Annotated in this window: 4 protein-coding genes; all 4 read left to right on the top strand. The window is 70.5% G+C overall.

Going from position 1 to position 24,187, the window contains the following annotated elements; all coding sequences use genetic code 11:
• Positions 1-64 precede the first annotated feature (64 nt).
• From CLV68_RS31115 to CLV68_RS31130, 4 genes are read left to right on the top strand one after another with little or no spacing between them, the layout of a single operon-like run.
• Positions 65-4,522, top strand: coding sequence for a non-ribosomal peptide synthetase (locus CLV68_RS31115; RefSeq protein ID WP_121394573.1), 4,458 nt, complete (start codon positions 65-67; stop codon positions 4,520-4,522).
• The gene (locus CLV68_RS31120) at positions 4,519-19,410 is read left to right on the top strand and encodes a non-ribosomal peptide synthetase (protein ID WP_121394574.1); all 14,892 of its coding nucleotides are present in this window, start codon (positions 4,519-4,521) and stop codon (positions 19,408-19,410) included. The genes CLV68_RS31115 and CLV68_RS31120 overlap by 4 nt, the downstream gene beginning before the upstream one ends.
• On the top strand, positions 19,407-23,078 hold the full coding sequence (locus tag CLV68_RS31125; protein ID WP_147460240.1) for a non-ribosomal peptide synthetase: 3,672 nt from the start codon (positions 19,407-19,409) through the stop codon (positions 23,076-23,078). The genes CLV68_RS31120 and CLV68_RS31125 overlap by 4 nt, the downstream gene beginning before the upstream one ends.
• Positions 23,075-24,169: an ABC transporter substrate-binding protein gene (locus CLV68_RS31130; RefSeq protein ID WP_170224694.1), complete on the top strand. Its 1,095-nt coding sequence runs from the start codon at positions 23,075-23,077 to the stop codon at positions 24,167-24,169. The genes CLV68_RS31125 and CLV68_RS31130 overlap by 4 nt, the downstream gene beginning before the upstream one ends.
• Positions 24,170-24,187 lie beyond the last annotated feature (18 nt).

Below are 24,187 nucleotides of genomic sequence, written 5' to 3' on the forward strand. Positions count from 1 at the left end.
CGATTCCCGTGCCCCCCACCACCAGCGCGGACCAGCCCGACCCGACCACGAGAGGCACCCGTCCGTGAGCACCGACACCCCCAGCCCCGACCGCGCCGCCCTGCGCCGTGACCTGCTGCGCAGGCGGCTGGCCGAACGGGGCCTCGCCGAGACGCCCACCGCGGTCGCGGGTGGGTCCGGCGGCGAGCACCCGCTCTCGCCGGGGCAGCGCCGGATGTGGTCGCTGCAGCAGTTGGACCCCGCCTCGGTCGGCTACAACATCCGCATCGCGCTCGACCTGGTGGGGGCGGTCGACCACGAGCGGCTGCACGCGGCGGTGCGGGAGGTCGTGGCGCGGCACGACATCTTGCGCACCACCTACCGCATGGGTGCCGACGGCGAGGTCACCCAGGTCGTGCACGCCGAGTTGCCGCCCGTGCTCGACCACCACGAGGTGAGCGACCCCGCCCGGGTCGACGAGCTGTGCCGGTCGCTGTCGGCGAAGGCGTTCGACCTCGCGGTGGACTCCCCGCTGCGGGTCAGGACCGTCGCGACCGCCCCCGACGCGCTCACCGTGGTCGTCGTGGCGCACCACATCGCCTGGGACGACGGCACCTCCGCGGTGTTCTTCGGCGAGCTGGTGACCGCCTACCGGCGCGGCACCCTGCCGCCCGCCCGCCAGTTCACCGAGATCGCCCCGACCGCCCCGGCCGCGGCCGTCGACCACTGGGTCGAGGCGCTGTCACCGCTGCCGGACCTGGTAGAGCTACCGATCCTCAGCGCCGCAGGCCCCAGCGCGGGCGGCCACGACCAGTCCAGGCCCCTTGTTCCCGGCGCCGCCGGGCGGGTCCGCGAGCTGGCTCGCCGCGAAGGCGCCTCCACGTTCATGGTGCTGCTGGCCGCTACATCGGCCTTGCTGCACCGCTACACCGGCGCCGACGACCTGCTGATCGGCGCCCCTGTGGTCAACCGTGACATCGACGGCGGCGACGCGGTCATCGGCTACCTCGGTAACACCATCGCGCTGCGCATGCGCGTTGACGCTGCTGACACCTTCACCTCACTGGTCGCGCAAGCCAGGCGGGTCTGTCTCGCCGGGTACGCCCACCAGGACGCGGACCTCGATGACGTTGCCCGCGCCGTTGACCCTGACCGGAGTCGCGGCGGCGCCAGCCTGTTCAACGTCGTGCTGTCGCTGCGGACCCCCGTGCTAGAGCCGTTCCGCGCCGCCGGGCTGCTCGCGACCCGTAGGCACGTACCCGGCGATGACGCCCGGTTCGACCTGACGCTCGCCGTTGAAACTGACGGCGACGACATGACCATCGAGGCCAACCACCCCGCGGCCGCCGGTGCCGTGGACCTCGTCGCCGGCCTGCTCGCCCACCTGGACCGGCTGCTCGACGGCGCACTGTCCACACCGGACGTCCCGATCGGCGACATCGACCTGCACGACGGCACCGAACCGGACTGGAACGCCACCGCCGTCCCGGCCACGACCACGCTGCTGCCGGACTGGTTCACCGCGCAGGCCGCGCTGATCCCCGGCGTCCTCGCGGTGCTGGCGGGCGGCGAGCAGATCACCTACCGCGCCCTCGACGAGCGCTCGAACCGCCTCGCCCGCGTCCTGATCGCGCGCGGCATCGGCCCCGAGAGCACCGTCGCGCTGTCCATCCCGCGCTCGGTGGCGATGGTCGTCGCCGTGCTCGCCGTGGCGAAGGCGGGCGCCGCCTACGTGCCGGTCGACCCCGAGTACCCCGCTGACCGGGTCCGGCTCATGCTGGAGGACTCCGCGCCTGGCCTCGTGCTGACTGTCACCGACGCGCTGCCCGCGGGTCCTGATCGCCTCTTGCTCGACACGCTCGACCTGTCCGGGGAGTCCGCGGCGCCTATCAGCGACACCGACCGCATCCTGCCGCTAGACCCCGATCACGCCGCCTACGTCATCTACACCTCTGGTTCGACCGGTAAGCCCAAGGGTGTCGTTGTCTCCCACCGCGCGTTGAGCAACCACCTCGCGTGGTCGCTGCGTCGGTTCAAGGGCCTCACCGGGCACACGCTGCTGCACTCGTCGATCTCCTTCGACTTCACGGTGACCCCGCTGCTGGGCACGCTGGTGGCAGGCGGCGCTGTGGAACTGTGTGCGGACTCGCCGGACGCCATCGCCGAGGCCGTGGGCACCGCGACCTTCCTCAAGATCACCCCGAGCCACCTGCCGCTGCTCGCCTCGGTGCGGCTCGCCGAGCGCGGCACCCTGGTGATCGCAGGTGAGGCGCTGCACGGGGCGGCGCTGGCGGGCTGGACCGCGCCAGCCGACGTCGATGTGATCAACGAGTACGGCCCGACCGAGACCACCGTCGGCTGCCTGCTGCACGACGTCGTCGCGCCGGTCGCCGATGGGGCCGTTCCGATCGGGTCGCCGGTGGAGAACACGACGTGCGTAGTGCTCGACGCACGGCTGCGGCCGGTTCCGGTGGGAGTCGTCGGTGAGCTCTACGTCGGCGGTATCCAGGTCGCACGCGGTTATCTGGGCAGGCCCGGTCTGACCGCGTCCAGGTTCGTAGCCGACCCGTGGGGCGCGCCCGGGGCTCGTCTCTACCGCACCGGTGACCGCGTGCGGCGACTCTCGTCCGGGGCATTGCAGTTCCTCGGTCGCGTAGACGACCAGGTCAAGATCCGCGGCTTCCGGGTCGAACTCGGCGAGGTAGAGGCAACGCTGCTGCGGCACCCGGAGGTCAACCAGGCAGTGGTGACCGTGCGCGAGCGCAACCTGGCCGGGTACGTCGTGGGATCCGCCGATCCGGCGTCAGTGCGCGAGTTCATCGCCGCCGAACTGCCCGAGCACATGGTCCCGGCCACGATCACGGTCCTGGACGCGTTGCCGCTGTCTCCATCAGGCAAGGTCGACCGACGCGCGCTACCCGCACCGCAGGTGGCCGCGACCGAGTCCCGTCTGCCCGCCAACGAGGTCGAGCGCACGCTCGTCGAACTGTTCGCCGAGGTGCTCGGCCACGACGCGGTCGGGGTCGACGACTCGTTCTTCGAACTCGGCGGCGACAGCATCGTCTCCATCAGGCTGGTGCGCCGCGCCCGCCAAGCCGGGCTGAAGATCACCCCCCGGGACGTGTTCGCGCACCGCACCGTCGCCAAGCTCGCCGCCGCGGCCGAGGTCGAGCCTCGGGAACAGGCGGTTGTCGTCGACGACGGCACCGGCGTGGTCGAGCCGACCCCGATCATGCGGACCTTCCGCGACCGCGGCCCGATCGGCGACCGGCACCGCATGTGGCTGGTGCTCGACGGTCCCGATCTGGACCGGCAGCGGCTTGAACGGGCCGTGCGGGTCTTGGTGGACCGGCACGACTCGTTGCGCGCCATCACCGACCCCGACCTTCGGTTCCGGCCGGTCGGCGCGGTCCAGGCGGCCGCCGTGGTGCGGCAGGCCGAGGGTGGGCTCGACGAGGAACTGGAGCGCGCGGCCGCCGAATTGTCGCTTGTGGACGGTGTGGTGCTGCGCGTGGTGTGGTTCCCGCGCCGCGTGCTGGTCGTGGCACACCACCTGGTGGTCGACGGGGTGTCGCTGCGGGTGTTCGCCGAGGACCTGGCCGCGGCGTGGCGGTCCGGCCAACTCCCGCCGGTGCGCACCTCGTTCCGCACCTGGTCACGTGGCCTGGTCGACGCCGCCGAGGCGCGCTCGGGTGAGTTCCCGCTGTGGCGGTCGGTGCTCGACGGGCCGAACGCGGCCCTCGGGTCGCGGCAGCCGGACGCGACCATCGACACCTGGTCCACGGTCCGCACCCACACCGTGACGCTGGACTCCGCGTCGACCGAGGCCGTGCTGACCGAGGTACCCGCCGCGTTCTTCGCCGGGGTCGACGACGTGCTGCTGGCCGCGTTCGGGCTGGCCGTCGCCGACTGGTCCGGGCAGCGTTCGACCCTCGTGCTGCGCGAGGGCCACGGCCGCGAGGAGCAGGTGGTGCCGGGCGCGGACCTGTCGCGCACCCTCGGGTGGTTCACCAGCCAGCACCCCGCACGCCTCGACCTGACCGGTATCGACGTCACGCAGGCGTTGGCCGGAGGTGCCGCGGCCGGTGCGGCGGTGAAGCGGGTCAAGGAGTACCTGCGATCGCTACCGGACCACGGCATCGGCTACGGCATCTTGCGCCACCTGCACCCCGAACTCGACGTGCACCCGCAGCTGGGCTTCAACTACCTCGGTCGGTTTGAGTCATCCGACCAAGACTGGACTCTTGCCCCGGGCGGCATCGGTGCCGCGTATGCGGACGACATGGCGCTACCGGCCGGTCTTGTGGTCAACGCCGTCACTGAGGACGGTCCCACGCTGACCGCGCACTGGATGTACGCGGCCGAGTTGTTCACCGCCGAGCAGGTGGCCGCACTGGCCGAGCGCTGGATCGCCGCGCTCAAGGCGTTGGTCACGCACGCGAAGGGACCGGGCGCCGGTGGCCGGACCCCGTCTGACGTCGGCTTGGTGTCGCTGAACCAGGGCCAGCTCGACGCCCTAGAGGCAAGGTGGAAGCGTTCGTGAGCTCGATCGAGGACATCCTCCCGCTGTCCCCGCTGCAATCGGGGATGCTCTTCCACTCCACTGTGGATGAGTCGACGCAGGACGTCTACCTCGCCCAGTTGGTGCTGGACCTCGCCGGTCCGCTCGACGCGGAGCGGATGCGGGCCGCGGTGCACGGGCTGACCAAGAGGCACTCCGCGCTGCGCAGCGCGTTCGTGCGCGATGTCGGCGACCCGATCCAGGTCGTCCTAGCCGAGGTCGAGGTGCCGTGGGTTGAGGTAGACCTAACCGGCGCTGACGACGAGCGTCGCGCGGACGACCTGCTTGCCACCGACCGCGCCACCCGGTTCGACCTCGACCAGCCGCCGCTGATCCGCGCGATGCTGCTGCGGTTCGCCGCCGACCGGCACCGGCTCGTGCTGACAAACCACCACCTGGTGATGGACGGCTGGTCCACGCCGTTGCTCATGCGCGACCTGTTCGCCCTCTATGCGGGCGAGGCCCTGCCCGAGGCGCGCCCGTTCCGCGACCACTTGGCGTGGCTGGCCAACCGGGACAAGGCAGAGTCGCTCGCCGCGTGGAAGAACGCACTCGGTGATGTCGACACCTCCACGTTGCTCGTACCGGCCGCCGTCAATGCTGACGCTGTCCTGCCGAGTGAAGTGGTCCTCGACATCCCCGGCCTCACCGCGTTCGCACGAGCGCAAGGGGTCACGACCAACACGGTCGTCCAGGCAGCATGGGGAATCCTCGCGAGCAGGTTGACCGGCCGCGACGATGTCATCTTCGGTGCCACCGTCGCCGGTAGGCCCGCCGACCTGCCCGGCGTCGAGTCGATGGTGGGCCTGTTCATCAACACCATCCCGGTGCGGCTGCGGCTGAACCCGGCGGAGACCGTGACCGCCCTGCTCGCCCGCGTCCAGGACGAGCAGGCCGAGCTGCTCGACCACCAGCACGTCGGCCTCGCCGAGGTCCAGCGGGCCATCGGGTCCGGGGTCGGCGAGCTGTTCGACAGCCTGGTGGTGTTCGAGTCGTTCCCGTTCGACACCGGCGCCATCGACGCCGCCGTGGCCTCGACCGGGCTGCGGGTCACCTCGACCGGCCGCCCGATCTCCACGCACTACCCGCTCACGCTGATGGTGATGCCCGACGGCGACACGCTCGAGTTCACCCTCAAGTACCGGCCCGACCTCGTGACCGACCCCGATGGCCTGCTCGGCAGACTGCGCGACCTGCTCGCCGAGATCGTCGCCCGCCCGGCCGCGCGCGTCGCCGCACTGGGTCGGGTCGCCGTCGAGCCGGTTCCCGCGATCCCCGCCGTGGAGACACCCGAGTCCACGCTCGTCGACCTCTTCGCCGCGCAGGTAGCCCGCACGCCGGACGCGCCCGCCGTCAAGTTCCAGGGCGAAACACTCACCTACGCCGAACTCGATGCCCGAGCCAATGCCCTCGCGGCACGGTTAATGGTCTCTCCTGAAGACCTCGTCGCGGTTCTCCTACCGCGCTCCGCCGACCTTGCCGTTGCCGCGCTCGCCGTGGTGAAGGCAGGCGCGGGATACCTGCCGATCGACCCCGGCTACCCGCAGGAGCGCGTCCGGGCCACGCTCGCGGACGCGTCCCCGGTCGCGGTGATCACCACCCTCGACCTCGACGTGGACCTGCCGGTCCTGCACCCGACGCAGCCCGCCGCACCCGCGGTGATGGGCGGCAGCACCCCGGACAACACCGCGTACGTCATCTACACCTCGGGGTCGACCGGCGCGCCCAAGGGCGTCGTCGTCACCCACCGGGACGTGGTCACGCTGCTGTCCGCCGCCCAGCCGCTGTTCGGGTTCGGCCCGGCGGACGTGTGGACGCTGTTCCACTCGTTCGCGTTCGACTTCTCGGTGTGGGAGCTGTGGGGTCCGCTGGTGACCGGCGGCACGCTGGTCGTGGTCCCGCACGAGGTCAGCCGCTCCCCGGAGGACTTCCGCGACCTGCTCGTCGCGCACGGCGTCACCGTCCTCAACCAGACCCCGTCCGCGTTCTACCAGTTGTCGGCGGTCGAGCGCCGGGGCTTCGTGCCGCGCGTGGTCATCTTCGGCGGCGAGGCGCTCGACCCGACCCGGATCGCGGGCTGGCCCGGGACGCGCCTGGTGAACATGTACGGCATCACCGAGACGACCGTGCACGTCACCTTCCGCGAGTTGGACCCTACCGCCGCAGGCAGTGTCATCGGCCTCGGGCTACCTGGTTTGACCGTGCATGTCCTCGACAGCTCGCTCGCGCCGGTGCCGGTGGGTGTACCGGGGGAGATGTATGTCGGTGGCGGGCAACTCGCTCGCGGCTACCTGGGTCGGTCTGCGCTTACCGCGTCCAGGTTCGTGGCGGATCCGTTCGGCGCCCCGGGAAGCAGGCTCTACCGCAGTGGCGACCTGGCTCGCTGGACCGAGTCCGGTGAGCTGGAGTACCTGGGTCGAGCTGACGACCAGGTCAAGATCCGCGGCTTCCGCATCGAGGTGGGCGAGACCGAGGCCGTTCTCGCTACCGCGCCTGGCGTGACCCACGCCGCCGTTGTCGCCCGCACTGACGGGCCATCCGGCGCGCACCTGGCCGCTTACGTCGTCGGTACCTCGGACATCGACGCGATCCGTGAACACCTGCGGGCACGGCTACCCGAGCACATGCTGCCCGCCGGGTTCGTAGTGCTCGACGCGCTCCCGTTGACCGGTAACGGAAAGCTCGACCGGCGCGCGCTGCCGCCGCTGGACTTCGGTACGGACACGGGCCGATCCGCGTCCACCGACACCGAGCGCCTGCTGGCCGACCTGTTCGCGCAGGTCCTCGGCCGGGACACCGTCGGCGTCGACCAGTCGTTCTTCGAACTGGGCGGCGACAGCATCATCTCCATCCAGCTCGTCGGCCGCGCCCGCGCCGCCGGGGTCGTGCTCTCACCCCGCCAGGTCTTCGAGCTGCGCACGGTCGCCGAGTTAGCCGCCGCCATCGACCGAGCCGCCGACCAGTCCGTGCCGCCTCAGTTGGTGGCGGCTGACGGCGCGGGCGCGGTCACCCCGACCCCGATCATGCGCACCTTCCTGGCCAGGGGTGGGCCGTTCGAGCGCTTCTCCCAGGCCGTGCTGGTCCCCGTGCCCGCGGGCGCCACCCGGTCCACCGTGGTCGGCGCGCTCCAAGCGCTGCTGGACCACCACGACATGCTGCGGGCCCGGTCGGTCCTCGGGGACGACCACGAGCTGACCGTCGCCCCGGCAGGCTCGGTCGACGCCGGACCGCTGGTCCACCGGGTCGAACGCACCGACGACCCCGACTTGCTGCGCCGCGAGCACGCCGCCGCCGTCGCCCGCCTCGACCGCGCGGGCGGCCTGCTGGCCCAGCTGACCTGGTTCGACCCCGGGTTCGCGCTGCTGACCTGCCACCACGTGGCGACCGACGGCTACTCCTGCCGCATCCTCGCCGACGACCTCAGCGCCGCGCTGCGCGGCGAGGACCTGCCGCCGGTGGTCACCTCGTTCCGCGCCTGGGCCGACCGGCTCCCGGCCGTCGCCGACGCGCGGACCGCCGAACTGCCGCTGTGGCTGGCGGTCGTGGAGGGCCCGGACCCGGTCCTGGGTGCCCGCAGGCTCGACCCGGCCCGCGACACCAGGGAGACCGTCCGCGAGGTCACCGCGTCGCTGCCGGTCGCGGCCACCGAGGCCCTGCTCACCACCGTCCCCGTCGCGTTCCACACCGGGCCGGGCGAGGTCCTGATGGCGGCCTTCGGGCGAGCCGTCGCGGCGTGGCGCGGGACCGGGGAGCTCTCGACGTTGATCACCGTCGAGGCGCACGGCCGTGAGCAGCACATCGTCGACGGCGCCGACCTCTCCCGCACGGTCGGCTGGTTCACCACCCAGTACCCGGTCCGCCTCGACGCCACCGGCGACCTCGCCACGACCGTCAAGCGGGTCAAGCAGCACCTCGCCGACCTGCCCGACCGGGGCGTCGGCCACGGCCTGCTACGGCACTTCACCGACTCCGGCCTGGACGCCTTCCCCGAGCCGCAGATCCTCTTCAACTACATCGGCCGCGTCGCGCCGCCCACCGACGACCCGCTCGGGTTCGCCACGATCGGGTTCGGCGGAGTCGCCCCGGCGGCCGACCGCGGCCTGCCCGCGGCCGCGGCGCTGGTGGTCAACGCGGTCATCCCCGATGGCGCGGGCCTGGAGATCCAGCTGCGCTACCCGGCCAGCCTGTTCGATGAGGACAAGGTTTCCCGGCTGGCCGACCTGTGGGCGGCAGAGCTAACCGCCCTCGCCTCATACCGTGGACAGGGTGGGCGCACGCCGTCCGACCTGCCTCTGGTGCAGGCGTCGCAGGCGGATGTCGAGCTGTGGGAGGAGCGCTTCCCCGAGCTGAGCGACGTGCTGCCCTTGTCGCCGTTGCAGCAAGGCTTGCTGTTCCACGCGAACTACGACGCCGACGCGGTCGACTTCTACTCGGTGCAACTGGTCGTCGACCTCAACGGCGCTGTTGACGTAGACCGTCTCCGCGCCGCCGCCGCGGCTCTTGTCGCTAGGCATCCCGTGCTGCGCACCGCGTTCAGCGACGAGACGGCGACACCTGCCCAGGTTGTCCTAGGTGAGGTCACACCCACGCTGGTCGTGCTCGACCTGAGCACCGAGGCATACGAGGAGTTCCTGGAGGCAGACCGGCGAGCTCGGTTCGACCTCACGCAGCCACCTCTTGTCCGGCTGACCCTTGTGCGAGTCGGAGACCGTGACCACCGGCTCGTAGTCACCAATCACCACCTGGTGCTCGACGGCTGGTCGACGCCTCTTGTGGTCCGAGACCTGTTCGCCCTCTACGAGAACCGCGCGTTGGCAGCCCCACCGCGCCCGTACCGGGACTTCCTCGCCTGGTTGACCCGCCGTGACCACGACGCCTCCCTTGCCGCGTGGGCGAATGTCTTCGACGGGGTCGATGAGCCCACCTTGCTCGTCAGTGCCGACCTCCGAGACGCCTCGGTACTACCCGCTGAGGTAGTCGACGCCGTTTCGCCTGAGCTGACCGCGCGTCTGACGCAGGTAGCGCGGGCGCAGGGAGTCACGCTTAACACGCTGCTGTCCGCTGCCTGGGGCGTAGTGCTCGGCGCGCTGACCGGACGTGACGACGTCGTGTTCGGTCTGGCCGTGTCGGGGCGTCCGCCGGAGCTGGCGGGCGTGGAGGCCATGGTCGGCCTGTTCATCAACACCGTGCCCGTGCGGGTCCAGTGGTCCCCGGGCGACCCGGTGGCGGCCGTGCTGACCCGCCTGCACGACGCGCGCACCAGCGTCCTGGACCACGAGCACGTCGGGCTCAGCGACATCCTGGCGCTGACCCCGGTGACCGGCAGGCTGTTCGACACGCTGATGGTCTTCGAGACCTTCCCGCTCGACACCGCCGACCTGCTCGACCAGGCCCGCTCCGATGGTCTCACCGCGCAGGTCGGCTGGTCACGCGGCTACACGCACTACCCGATGACGCTCATGCTGATGCCGGACGGCGACCTGCTGCGGATCAAGCTGGAGTACCGCACCGACGTCTTCGAGCGCGACGCCGTCGCCCAGGTCCTCAGCCGGGTGCTCGCCGTGCTGGCCGCGTTCGCCGACGACCCGGGCACCGAGCTGTCCCGAGTGGACGTCCTCAGCGCCGCCGAACGCGACCGGGTCCTGGGGTGGTCCGGCACGGACCTGCCCGTGCGAGCCGTGACCGTGCCCGACCTCGTCGCCGAACAGGCGCCGGACGCGGTCGCCGTGGTGTGCGGGGGCTCGTCGCTGACCTTCGCCGAGCTGGGTGCACGGTCCGACCTGCTTGCCTCACACCTGGTGTCATTGGGGGTCGGGCCCGAGACACCCGTCGCGCTGCTCTTACCCCGGTCGACTGACGTGGTCGTGGCGATGCTGGCCGTGTGGAAGGCAGGTGGCGTCACCGTTCCGCTGGACCCGAACTACCCAGCGGACCGTGTCGCCTCCGTTCTGGCTGAGGTCGACCCGGTCGCGGTGATCACCCATCGCGGACTCGCCGATAGCCCTGCCGTGCTCGTTGACGAGCCCGAGACGTGGACGGGACAAGGTCAGCCGCAGGGGCCCGCCGGACCGGATTCCGCTGCCTACATCGTGTTCACCTCCGGCTCGACCGGTAGGCCCAAGGGCGTCGTGGCGACCCACCGGGGCGTGGTGAACCTGACCGCCGCGCACAGGCAGGCGTTCATCGACCCGGCGGGGGAGCGGCTCGGGCGGCCGGTACGCGCGCTCAACGTGCTCTCGTTCGCCTTCGACGGCTCGGTCGACCCGCTGCTGTGGCTGTTCTCCGGCCACGAACTGCACATCCTCCCTGACGAGCTGATCGGCGACCCGCAGGGAATCGTCGACCACACCCGGGCCGCCGCCATCGACTTCATCGACGCGCCGCCGTCCCTGATGGACCTGCTGATCCCAGCTGGGCTGCTCGACGGGCCGCTCAGCGTGGTCGCCACCGGCGCGGAAGCCGTCGGGAACCGGCTCTGGGAGCGGCTGGCCGAAGCCGACGTGACCGCCCTGAACCTCTATGGGCCCACGGAGTGCACGGTCGACGCGTTGTGGACTGAGGTCGACCCAGGTGAGCCGCACATTGGGCAGCCGATCGCCAACAGCCGCGCTTACGTCCTCGACTCAGCCTTGAGACTCGTCCCGGTAGGCGTACCGGGCGAGCTGTACATCGCCGGCCCAGGGCTCGCGCGCGGCTACCTCGGTCGGGCAGGGGAGACGGCTACCCGGTTCGTCGCCAACCCCTTCGGTGAAGGGCGGCTCTATCGAACCGGCGACCTGGTGCGGTGGAGCCAGGCGGGCACGGTTGAGTTCCTAGGCCGGGTCGACGACCAGGTCAAGATCCGGGGCTACCGAGTCGAGCCAGGTGAAGTCGAGTCTGTCCTGAGTGGTCTACCCGGCGTCGCGCAGGCAGCGGTGGTCGCACGCGACGGCAGGCTTGTCGCCTACGTGACCGGTACCGCAGCCGCAGAGGCACTACGCGCCGAGCTGGCCAGACTGCTGCCCGACTATCTAGTGCCTGCCGCGATCGTGCAGCTGGAAGCGCTACCGCAGCAACCCAACGGCAAGCTGGACCGCCGGGCACTGCCCGCTCCCGACTTCTCCGGCCAGTCGACCCGGCAGCCTGCCACCGACACCGAGCGGATGGTCCGCGACCTGTTCGCGGACCTGCTGGACGTGCCCACGGTCGGCTTGGACGACTCCTTCTTCGCCCTGGGTGGGCATTCTCTGCTCGCGGCCCGGTTGGTCGCCCGCCTCCGAGCCGAGATCGACGGACCCCTGTCGATCCGGGCCGTGTTCGACACACCCACCGCCGCCGGGCTCGCCGCACACCTGGACACCCTCGCCGGCGGCCCCCGCCGCCCCGTGCTGCGAGCCGAGAAGCGTCCGGACCGCGTTCCACTGTCGGCCGCCCAGGCACGCCTGTGGTTCCACGACAGGCTTAACGGTCCCTCTGCGGCGTACACGATGCCATTCGCATCACGACTGATCGGCGCGCTGGATCTCGATGCACTACGTCTGGCATTCGACGATGTCGTTGCCCGACACGAGATCCTGCGGACGGTCCTAGAGGAACACGACGGCGTCCCCTATCAGCGGGTACTCGACGCGGTGGCTGTGTCCTTCACGGTTACCGACACAGCCGATCCAGACAAGGACCTGGAGCGCGCTGCCGCAGTGCCTTTCCGCCTCGACACGGACATCCCGATCCGGGTGGACGTGTTCCGCGTGACCGACAACGAGCACGTGTTGCTCCTGTCGATCCACCACAGCGCCGCGGACGAGTGGTCGACCGGTCCGCTGCTGCGTGATCTCGCTATCGCCTACTCCGCCAGGAAGACCAGTAAGTCTCCCGCGTGGGCGCCGTTGCCCGTGCAGTACGCGGACTACACCCTCTGGCAGGAGAAGGTCCTCGGTAGCGTCACCGGAGAGCAGTTGGCGCACTGGCGCACCATTCTCGATGGTGCGCCTGACGCGGTCGCCCTGCCGGTAGACCGGCCTCGTCCGGTTACCCCTGTCGCTGGTGCTGGTCGGGTCCGTGACGAGATCCCGGCCGAGATCGTGGCCCGGTTGCGGGCGGTACTGACCGACACCGGTGCCAGTGAACTGATGGCCGCCCATGCCGCTGTGGCCGCGCTGCTGCACAAGCTCGGCGGTGGCGACGACATCCCGCTGGGCGCCCTGGTCGCCGGGCGCGGTGAGCAGGCCGTCGCCGACCTCGTCGGGTTCTTCGTCAACACCGTGGTCCTGCGCGTCGACCTGTCCGGCGACCCGACCCCGCGCGAGCTGCTGGCCAGGGTCCGCGCGGTCGCGTTGGCCGCCTACGCGAACGCCGACGTGCCGTTCGAGCGGGTCGTGGAAGCGGTGAACCCCGGGCGTGAGCCAGGTCGCCACCCGCTGTTCCAGACCCTGGTCGACTACTGGAACCCCGATGGCGGCGCCACCGGCCTGCCCGGGCTCACCACCACCGTGGTCGACCCCGGCGCGCCCGCCGCCCCGAAGTTCGACCTGGCGTTCGGCGTCACCACCGGCGCCGACGGTGCCCTGCTCGTGTCGGCGGAGTTCGCCGAGGACCTGTTCGACCGCGCCACCGTCGAAGGCATGCTGGTCCGACTGCGGCGGCTCGTCGAGGCGATGGCCGCCGCACCGGACCTGCCGCTGTCGCGGGTGAGCGTGCTCGACGAGCGGGAACGCCACCTCGTGGTCGAGGCGTGGAACGCCACCGTCGTCGAGGTCCCCGAGCACACCGCCCTGGACCTGTTCGCCGAGCAGGCGTCCGCCGGTCCCGACGCGGTGGCCGTGGTGGGTGGTGGGTCGGCGACCTTCCGGGAGCTGGACGACCTGTCCGACCGGCTCGCCGCACATCTGACATCGCTGGGGGTCGGCCCGGAAGACCGGGTCGCGGTAGTGCTACCACGCTCGGTGAGCGTTGTGGCCGCGATGCTGGCTGTGTGGAAGACCGGCGGCGTTGTCGTTCCCGTCGACCCCACCTACCCGGCTGACCGGATCGCTCTCGTCCTGGACGACGCGGACCCGGTTGCTGTCATCGGCGCTGCCGTCCCTGGTAGGACTGCCGTATCGGACGATCCGTCAACATGGACCGGTACAGGAAGCCCAGCCGGGGTCGTAAGCCCTGACTCAGCCGCCTACCTGATCCACACCTCTGGCTCTACCGGGCGCCCCAAGGGAGTTGTCGCTACCCATCGCGGGTTGGTCAACCTTGCTTGGTCTCATCGCCTGGCGGTCATGCCGCGGGAGCGACTCCGCGTGCTCAACGCAGTGTCGTTCGCCTTCGACGCGGCCGTGGATCCGTTGCTGTGGCTGCTGTCCGGCCACGAGATGCACATCCTCGCCCAAGAGGCCATGGGCGACCCGCGCGCGATCACGCAGTACGTCCAGTCCGCCGGGATCGACTACGTGGACGCGCCGCCGTCACTCCTGGAACTGCTGCTCGACGAGGGGCTGCTGGACGGGGACAACCGGCCGAAGGTTGTCGCTACCGGAGCCGAGGCAGTCGGTCCGCGCCTGTGGGAGCGGATCGCGGCCGCGAACGTGACGGGCGTCAACTTCTACGGCCCCACCGAGGCCACGGTGGACGCGTCCTGGGCGCGGATCGAGCCCGATGTCGCCCCGCACATCGGCGGCCCTATCGCGAATGCCCGTCTCTACGTGCTCGACAACGCTCTATCCCCGGTTCCACCGGGCGTGCCTGCCGAGCTGTACATCGGTGGCCCGGGCGTCGCGCGTGGCTACCACGGCAAGCCGGGGGAGACCGCCTCCCGGTTCGTGGCAAGCCCGTTCGGCGATGGTCGGCTCTACCGGACCGGTGACCTGGTGCGGTGGACTGAGTCGGGCACCGTCGAGTTCCTCGGTCGGGTCGACGATCAGGTCAAGATCCGGGGCTACCGGGTCGAGCCAGGCGAGGTCGAGGCTGCTCTCGCCGCCCTCGACGACGTGCGCCAAGCGGTCGTTGTCGGGCGCGGCGGTGTTCTTGTCGGTTACGTGACGGCGCTGCCGGGCGCCGATGGTGTTGCTGTGCGAGACGCGGTGGCGTTGGTACTACCGCAACATCTTGTGCCGTCGCGGGTCGTTGTTCTTGACGAACTCCCGCTGCTGCCGAACGGGAAACTCGACCGCAAGGCCCTCCCTGCCCCGGACGCAGTGGGAGGTCGCGCACCGGCTACCGCCACCGAGACGGCTGTGGCACGGGTCTACGCGGCCCTGCTCGACCGCGATCAGGTCGGCGCGGACGACTCGTTCTTCGACCTTGGCGGCCACTCGTTGCTGGCCGCGCGGCTCGTGGCCAGGCTCCGGTCCGAACACGACGCCGACCTGTCCGTGCGGGCCGTGTTCGAGGCCCCCACGGTCGCCGGACTCGCCGCGCTCGTCGACCAGGCCGCCCGGTCCCATCGGCCCGCTCTCGTGGCACGGCCACGGCTATCTCGGGTGCCGCTCTCGGCCGCCCAGGCGCGGCTGTGGTTCCTGCACAAACTCGACGGCCCGTCCGGCACCTACAACGTGCCGTTCGCGGTCCGGCTCAGTGGGGCGTTGGACGCTGAAGCGCTGCGCGCCGCCATCGGTGACGTCATCGCTCGACACGAGAGCCTGCGCACGGTCTTCCTCGAAGAGGACGGCGTGCCCAGACAGCACATCCTCGACGAGGTGGGCACACCGTTTGCGGTTCGCGATACGACGGAGTCAGCGCTACAGGTGCAGGTTCAGACCGAGGCCGACTACCCGTTCGACCTCAGCCGTGAGGTTCCGATCCGCGCGACCTTGCTGCGCATCGGCGCCACCGACCACGCGTTCGTTCTCGTGGTCCACCACATCGCCAGCGACGAGTGGTCCACCGGCCCGCTCTTGCGAGACCTCGCTGACGCCTACGCGGCTCGCCGGGCAGGCGCTGCCCCCGACTGGACGCCACTTCCGGTCCAGTACGCCGACTACACCCTCTGGCAGAACGACCTGCTCGACGGGCTCCTCGCCGACCAGCTCGGCCACTGGACCCGGACGCTGAGCGAACTGCCCGAGGCCATCCCGCTGCCGACAGACCACCCACGCGCACCGAAGGAGACCAGCCAGGGCGGCGTCGTGCGGTTCACCGTGCCCGCTAACGTCGTCACCGGCCTGCGCGCCCTGGGACGAGAGGTGGGCGCCACCGACTTCATGGTGGTTGCCGCTGCTGTCACCACGCTGCTGCACAAGCTCGGAGCGGGCAAGGACATCCCGCTCGGCGCGCTCGTGGCCGGACGCGGTGATGACGCGGTCGCCGACCTCGTCGGCTTCTTCGTCAACACCGTCGTTCTACGCACAGACCTGACTGGTGACCCCACCCTGCGCGACGTACTCGCGCGGGTGAGGGAAACCGCTCTGGGAGCCTTCGCCAACGCCGACGCGCCGTTCGACCGCGTTGTCGAAGCGGTCAACCCCGACCGTGCGACCGGGCGGCACCCGTTGTTCCAGACCATGGTGGACTTCCGGACAGCCGGTGTCGGCGGCGCGGCCCTACCTGGAGTGAGCGCGCGCCCCGTCTCCGACGACGCTGCCGTGACCGGTGGAGCGAAGTTCGACCTCGCGTTCAACTTCGCCCCCCTGCCCGACGGCTCGTTGGACGGATCGCTGGAGTACGACGCGAGCCTGTTCGAGCAAACCAGCGTGCAGACCCTGACCCGGCGGCTGAGCCGTGTGCTGTCCACCGCGTCGGCAGCGCCAAGGACCCCGCTGTCGAAACTGGACGTCCTGGACCCCGCCGAGCGTGAACTCCTCGTGCACGGGTGGAACGACACGGCCACCCCAGTCGCCGACGTCACCGTGCCTGCCTTGTTCGCGCAGCAGGTCGCGCGCACGCCAGACGCGACCGCTGTCATCAGCGGCGACACCACGCTCACCTACTCCGAGCTGGACAGTGCTGCCAACGCCGTAGCGGCTGCCCTCACCGATAGGGGTATCGGCCGCGAGGACATCATCGGACTGCACCTGGACCGGTCACCGGAACTCATCGCGGCCATGCTTGGCGTGCAACGGATCGGGGCCGCGTTCGTACCGTTGGAACCCTCTTGGCCCGCGCAACGCGTCACCGACATCCACGGCAGTGCTCGTCTTCGCGCTGTCATCACCGAGTCCGGGATAGGGCTACCTGAGCTGGACGTGCCTGTCCTGCGGGTCGCTGAACTGCACTCGGACACCGAGGTGGTCCCGGCTCGACTACACCCGGACGGCCTCGCCTACGTCATCTACACCTCAGGATCCACCGGTACGCCCAAGGGCGCGATGATCCTGCACAAGGCTATCGCCGCGCGCTTGCTGTGGCAGCGGGAGATGCTCGGTTTCGGTCCCGGCGACGCCGCGTTGTTCAAGGCGCCCCTCGGGTTCGACATCTCCATCAACGAGATCTTCCTGCCCCTGGTCACCGGTGGCGCTGTCGTCGTGGCCGCGCCAGGCGCCGAACGTGACGTGGAGTACCTGCTAGGGCTCATCACCGACCACCGGGTCAGTTTCACCTACCTGGTCGCGTCGATGCTGGACATGCTCTTGCAGCTACCGGGCATCACCGCCGTGACCGACACGCTCAAGCACGTCTGGTGCGGGGGCGAGGCGCTGACCCCGGAGCTGTTCGACCGGTTCCGCCGCACCCTCGACGCCACGATGTACCACGGCTACGGCCCCGCCGAGGCCACCATCGGCGTCAGCCACGAGTTCTACCGGGGCGACGCGGTCCGGCGCGGCATCAGCATCGGCCGCCCCAACCCCAACACCCGCGTCCACATCCTCGACGCGGCGCTCAACCCGGTCCCCGCGGGCGTCCAGGGCGAGCTGTACACCGGCGGTCTGCCGCTGGGCCGCGGTTACGTCGGCGACCCGGCGCAGACCGCCAGCCGGTTCGTGGCCGACCCGTGGACCCCCGGCGCACGGCTCTACCGCACCGGCGACCTCGCGCGCTGGACCGCCGAGGGCACCCTGGAGTTCCTCGGCCGGGTCGACCACCAGGTCAAGATCCGCGGCATGCGGGTCGAACTCCAGGAGATCGAGGCCGCTCTGGCCGCGCACGACGCTGTGCGGCAAGCCGTCGTCGTCACCGTGCGCGGACCCAGCGGCGCCACCCAGCTCGCCGGCTACTGCACCGGGACCAGGCTCGACGGTGACGCCCTACGCGGCTGGTTGGGCGAACGGCTACCCGAGCACATGGTGCCGCCCACGATCCAGGTGCTTGAAGCGATCCCGGTAACCCCCTCGGGCAAGGTCGACCGCAGAGCACTACCCGCGCCGGACTTCACCGCGAGCACCCGCAAGCCCGTCACCGCGGTCGAGGAACTCGTCTGCTCACTGTTCGCCGAGGTACTGGGCCTGCCCAGGGTCGGTGTCGACGACTCGTTCTTCGCGCTCGGCGGCGACAGCATCGTGTCACTGCAACTCGTCGCGAAGGCCAGGGCGGCGGGGCTGGTGATCTCACCGCGCGACGTGTTCGACAGCCGCACCGCGGGTGACCTCGCGCGAGTCGTAGCGGATCGCGTGCCGGAGACGATCAAGGAATCGACCATCGACGCCGTGGGGGAGGTGCCGCTCACGCCTGTCATGCGAGCCGTCTTGTCACGAGACGGACTGAGGCGCCGGTACGCCCAAGCAGCGGTGGTCGCGGCACCTGCCGACCTGGATCCCTCAGCGCTCACGTCGGCGGTTGCTGCCGTCATGCGTCACCACGACGCGCTGCGAGCTGTCGTTACCCCTGACGGCGATGGTTGGCGCTATGTGGTGCCGCCCGCCGGTAGCGGTGACGGCGTCGTCCGAGCCGGTCGGGGCGATGTCCGTGCCGAACTGGACGCCGCCGCGGACCGACTCGACCCGGCCGCGGGTGTCCTGCTCCAGGTCGTCTGGTTCCAGGACGTCATCGGCATCGTCGTGCACCACCTCGCCGTTGACGGCGTCTCCTGGCGAATCCTCTTGCCCGATCTGGCTGACGCCTACGAGGACGCGGCCGCAGGTCGCCCAACAGGACTGGCACCGGTTGGGACCTCGCTGCGGGCTTGGGCCGTCGGCCTGGCTTCCGCGAACAGGCAGTCCGAAGTGGACTACTGGCGTTCGGTACTCCAAGGCGAGAGCACCTTGTTGGGCAGCCGAACCCTTGACCCTGTCCGCGACGTGCTGTCGACAGTGCGGGACGTGCGGGTAGAGCTATCCGTCGAGGTATCGCGGGCAGTCCTCACCGACGTGCCCGACCTGTACTTCGCGCGGGTGGACGACGTCCTGCTCACCGCGTTGGGTGTGGCACTACGACGCCACGGCGGCCCGACCTTGGTCGAGTTGGAAGGCCACGGTCGCGAAGACAGCGTGGTCGAAGGGGCAGACCTATCCCGCACAGTTGGCTGGTTCACCAGCACTTATCCCGTGCGGCTGACGGTCGACCACCCCGACATCGGTGACGCGCTCAAGCACGTCAAGGAGACATTGCGCGCGATCCCCGACAAGGGCATCGGCTACGGACTCCTGCACGAGCCACCTAACCCCGCGCAGATCACCTTCAACTACCTGGGCCGCTACGGCGGCGTGGGCGCTGGGGGCCCGTGGACGCAGCTAGGCGAGTACGCGGATGTAGCGGGTATTTCCGACCTCACCGCCCCGGCCGCGAACACCCTGGAGATCACTGCCCTCACCGAGGACACCGCCGCCGGTCCCGTCCTGCGCGCCACCTGGTCCTACCCCGAGGGAGTCCTCACCCAGGACGAGGTCATGGCACTCGCTACCCGGTGGACCGAGGCGCTCACGGAGCTGGCCGCCCAGGACCACCCGGGTGGCCACACCCCCTCGGACATGTCGCTGGTCACCATCGACCAGGCCAGCCTCGACGCGTTCGAAGAGCAGTGGGGTGACCTGTGAGCCGGTCCAACATCGAGGAAGTCCTGCCTCTTGCCCCAATGCAAGAGGGCCTGCTGTTCCACGCACTCTTGGACGACACCGACGACGTTTACACCGTGCGGACAGTGGTGGACCTAGACGGCGCAGTTGATGCTGCCCGGCTGCGAGAAGCCGCTGAGGCCCTGGTGCAACGGCACGCCGTGCTGCGAACCGCGTTCGTGCAGAACGCGACCGGAGCGGTCCAGGTTGTCTTGCGGCGCGTGCGTGTGTCGTGGACCGAGGTCGACCTGCGCGCGAGCCCCGAGCCGCCAGACGAGCCGTTCGTGCTCGCCAAGCCGCCCCTGATCCGGTTCCTGTTGGCTCGCACCGGCGACACCACCCACCGGCTCGTCATCACCAGCCACCACATCCTTCTCGACGGCTGGTCCGGACCGCTGCTGCTGCGCGACCTGTTCGCCCTCTATAGCGGAACCCCACTACCGCGCGTTCGCCCGTATCGAGACTTCCTGGCCTGGCTGTCCAAACGAGACAAGGCAACCGGCCTCCAGGCATGGGCGGATCTCCTCGACGGGGTAACCGAACCGACCCTGACAGCCTTGCCTGCAACAGGTAGGCCACAGAGGCTGGAACTGGCCGAACCCGAGGACTTGAGCGCGGCAGTCACCGAGTTGGCGCGTCGCGCGGGCGTCACCGTCAGCACAGTCCTGCACGCCGCCTGGGGCATCGTCGTGGGCAGCCTTACCGGACGCGACGACGTCGTCTTCGGCGCCACGGTATCCGGTAGACCTGCCGACCTGTCCGGCGTCGACTCCATGGTGGGCCTGTTCATCAACACCATCCCCGTGCGAGTCAGGCTCAACCCCTGGACCGAGATCCCTGACCTGCTGCGTCAGCTCCACCGCGCGCAGACGTCCGTGCTCGACCACCACCACCTCAACCTCGGTGAGATCCAGGCCGCGGTAGGGGTGGGCGACCTGTTCGACACCCTCGTCGTCGTCGAGACCTACCCGGTGGACGACACCGCGATCGACACGGTCCGCGAGGCGATGGACGTGCGCACCACCGGCGTCGACACCGATGACGCCACGCACTACCCGCTCACCCTCACCGCCGAACCCGGCGCACGCCTCACCCTGGGCCTGGAACACCACCTGGACCGCGACCACGCCGCGGGTATCGGCGGCCTGTTGCTCTCCACCCTGCGCGACCTGGCGCGGGTCGACTTCGTCGGCGAGGTCAACCACCCACCCGCGGCACCCCGCCCCCAGGTCGAACCGCGCACGACGACCCTGCTCGACCTGTTCGCCGAGTACGCCGACTCGGACGAGCCCGCCGTCGCGTGCGGTGCGGTGTCCCTGACCTTCCGCGAGTTGGACGCCTTGTCGACCAACCTCGCGAGGTACCTCGTATCCCGGGGTGTCGACGAAGAGGATCGCGTCGCAGTAGTGCTACCGCGCTCGGTTGACGTCATCGTGTCGATGCTGGCCGTATGGAAGGCAGGTGCGGTCGTCGTCCCCGTCGACCCGGCCTATCCCGCGGACCGGATCTCCGCGACCCTCGCGGCCGCGCGCCCGGTAGTGGTCATCGACAACACGACACCTCCGACATCGGACTCGCGAGGTTGGCTACCTGGCCCGGTAAGCCCGGACTCCGCTGCCTACGTCGTCTTCACCTCTGGCTCGACAGGCCGACCGAAGGGCGTTGTCGCTACCCACAGGGGAGTGGCCAACCTCGCCCTCGCGCACCGCGCCGCGTTCATCGACCAACCCCGCCGGTTCCGCGCCCTCAACCTGCTCTCGTTCGCGTTCGACGGCTCCGTGGACCCACTGCTGTGGCTCTTCGCGGGCCACACCGTCCACGTCCTGCCCGACGACCTCATGGGTGACTCACCCGGCATCGTCGACTACTGCAAGCACCACCGCATCGACTTCGTGGACGCGCCACCGTCTCTGCTTGAGCTTCTAGTGGCGGACGGGCTCCTCGATACCGGCCTCTCCATCCTCGCCACCGGCGCCGAAGCAGTCAGCCCACGCCTATGGAACGACCTGGCCGCGTTCGATGGCCTAGCCCTCAACCTGTACGGCCCGACCGAGTGCACAGTTGACGCCACCTGGACTGTCGTCGCTCCCGGACAACCGCACATCGGTAAGCCCATCGCGGGTGCCCACGCGGTTGTGCTCGACTCGGCTCTACGCCCGGTCGCGGTCGGTGTCCCCGGTGAGCTCTACATGGCAGGTGCCGGTGTCGCGCGCGGGTACGACGACCGTCCGGGCGAGACCGCGACCCGCTTCATCGCGGACCCTTACGGCACCGGCGACCGCCTCTACCGCACCGGCGACCTGGTCCGCCGGACCGCCGAGGGCACTCTGGAGTTCCTCGGCCGCGCCGACGACCAGGTCAAGATCCGGGGCCACCGCGTCGAACCCGGTGAGGTCGAGGCCGCCCTGCTGACCCACCCCGCCGTCCGCCAAGCCGCCGTCATCGCCAGGACCGACGCGGGGGTCACCCGGCTCGTCGGCTACGTGACCCCCGCCGACGCCGACCCGGTCGACCTCCGCGCCGCCCTCGCAAGGACCCTGCCCGACCACCTCGTACCGGCCGCGATCGTCGCCATCGACACCTTCCCTGCGACCCCCAACGGCAAGCTCGACCGCCGCGCCCTGCCCGCGCCCCAGTACGCGGCCACGGCCACCCGCGCCCCCCGCACCCGCGCCGAACGCGTCCTGTGCGACCTCTACGCAGAACTGCTCGGCCTGCCCGAGGTCGGCGTCGACGACTCGTTCTTCGCCCTCGGCGGCCACTCCCTGCTCGCGGCCCGCCTCATCTCCCGCATCCGCGCCGACCTCGACGCCACACCCGGACTGCGCGCCGTGTTCGACGCCCCCACCCCGGCCGCGCTCGCGGCCCGCTTGGATGCGACCGACCAAGACACCGCGTACGAACCGCTGCTCCCACTGAGGCCCGTAGGCACCGCCGCGCCGCTCTTCTGCGTGCACCCCGGGCTCGGTCTCAGCTGGTCTTACACCGGGCTCCTCGCCCACATCGACCCCGACGTCCCCGTGTACGGCCTCCAGGCCACCGGTTTCACCGGGCCCGTGTCCATCGACGAGGTGGCCGACCGCTACACCGACCTGATCACCGCCGCCGCGCCCACCGGCCCGGTCCGCCTGCTCGGCTGGTCCCTCGGCGCCGTCCTCGCGCACGCCATCGCCTGCAGGCTCGACCGGGTCACCGCCCTGGTCCTGCTCGACGGCTACCCGGGCGGCGACGAGCCGGGAGAACCGGGTGGCGTGTCCCGCTTCCTGCACGAATGGCTCCAGCGCGCGGGTTACCTCGTCGACGACATCGACCCGGACGCGATGACCCCCGACCGCGCGGCCGAACTCGCCGACACCGGCCTCTTGACCGGCCTCGGTGCCAACCGCATCAGCGCACTCGCCACCAGCATGCGTGCCGTCGCGAACGTCGACACCACCGTCAAACCCGGCCTCTACGTCGGCGACGCCCTCTTAGTGCGAGCAACCCCGGGAGGGGACCCCGCCTTGTGGGAACCCCACATCGCGGGGGAGCTCACCACACACACGGTCGACGTCGAACACGAGTTCCTCCTGACTTCCCACGCGTTGCGCGTGGTCGGCCCGCTCGTCGCGGCCGTGTTGAGGACCCCCACCCCCGGTGGGGACAGATGAAGCAGTCAGAACCGCAGAAAGGCACGTCCATGGTCGACATCTCCCCGCGCCCCGCCCGGCCGTTCTCCCGCAGGCTCTTCCTGAGCGGCTCGGCCGCGGGCGCGCTGACCCTGGGCCTGACCGCCTGCGGTTCCAGCGACACCCCGGCCCCGGCCACCGGCCAGGGCGGGGCCCCCACCAGCGGTGCGGCAGGCGCGGGCTTCCCGCTCACCATCGAGGGCGCCGAGGGCAAGGCCGTCATCCCCAGCCTGCCCGGCCGCGTGCTCACCGTCGGGTTCATGCGCGATGTCGACGAGGCCGTCTCGCTCGGCGTCGTCCCGATCGCGATCACCCCGCAGACCAACTTCGACTCCGGCCTCGCGCCGTGGGTCGAGGCCAGGCTGGGCGGGGCGAAGGCGCCCCAGCAGATCGAGGTCGAGGACAACCTGCCGTTCGAGAAGATCACCGAGCTGGCCCCCGACCTGATCCTGGCCACCGACAGCTACACCCTGGCCGACGACTTCGCCAACCTCACCGCCATCGCCCCCACCCTGTCCTACCAGGACGACGTCGCCGAGGACACCTGGCAGACCAGGGCCAAGCGCATCGGCGCCGCGCTGGGCAAGGCCGACGCCGCCGAGAAGGCCATCGCCGACGTCGAGTCCAGGATCGCCGCGGCCAAGGACAAGAACAAGGCCGCGCTGGAGGGCAAGACCTTCACCTTCAGCCTGCTCAACGCCGAGGGCGAGCTCGCCACCGTCGTCCTGCCCACCGACGCCTCCGCGCGGTTCCTGTCCCAGCTCGGCCTCACGCTCTCCGACCAGGTCACCAGCCTCCCGCAGGCCGGTCCCGCCGGCCGCGCCGTGGTCGCCAAGGAGAACACCAAGCTGCTCGACGCCGATGTCGTGCTGTTCTCCTTCCGCAGCGAGGACGAGCGCAAGCAGGTCGAGGGCGACCGCCTGTTCCAGGCCCTGCCCGCGGTCAAGCGCGGCGCCTACGTCGCGCTGGAGGTCGGCGAGGCGCTGTCGCTGGCGTTCCCGTCCACCCTGAGCATCCCGTTCGCGCTCGAGAAGATCGTGCCCAAGGTCGTCGCCGCCGCGACCAAGGCATGACCGGCGCTGACTGTCCAT

Origin of the sequence: Actinokineospora cianjurensis (assembly GCF_003663795.1) — a bacterium.
GTDB lineage: Bacteria > Actinomycetota > Actinomycetes > Mycobacteriales > Pseudonocardiaceae > Actinokineospora > Actinokineospora terrae.

What these genes read in the sequence shown, in the direction of transcription:
- CLV68_RS31130 (WP_170224694.1), top strand. Translation starts at nt 23,075, where the DNA reads ATGAAGCAGTCAGAACCGCAGAAAGGCACGTCCATGGTCGACATCTCC.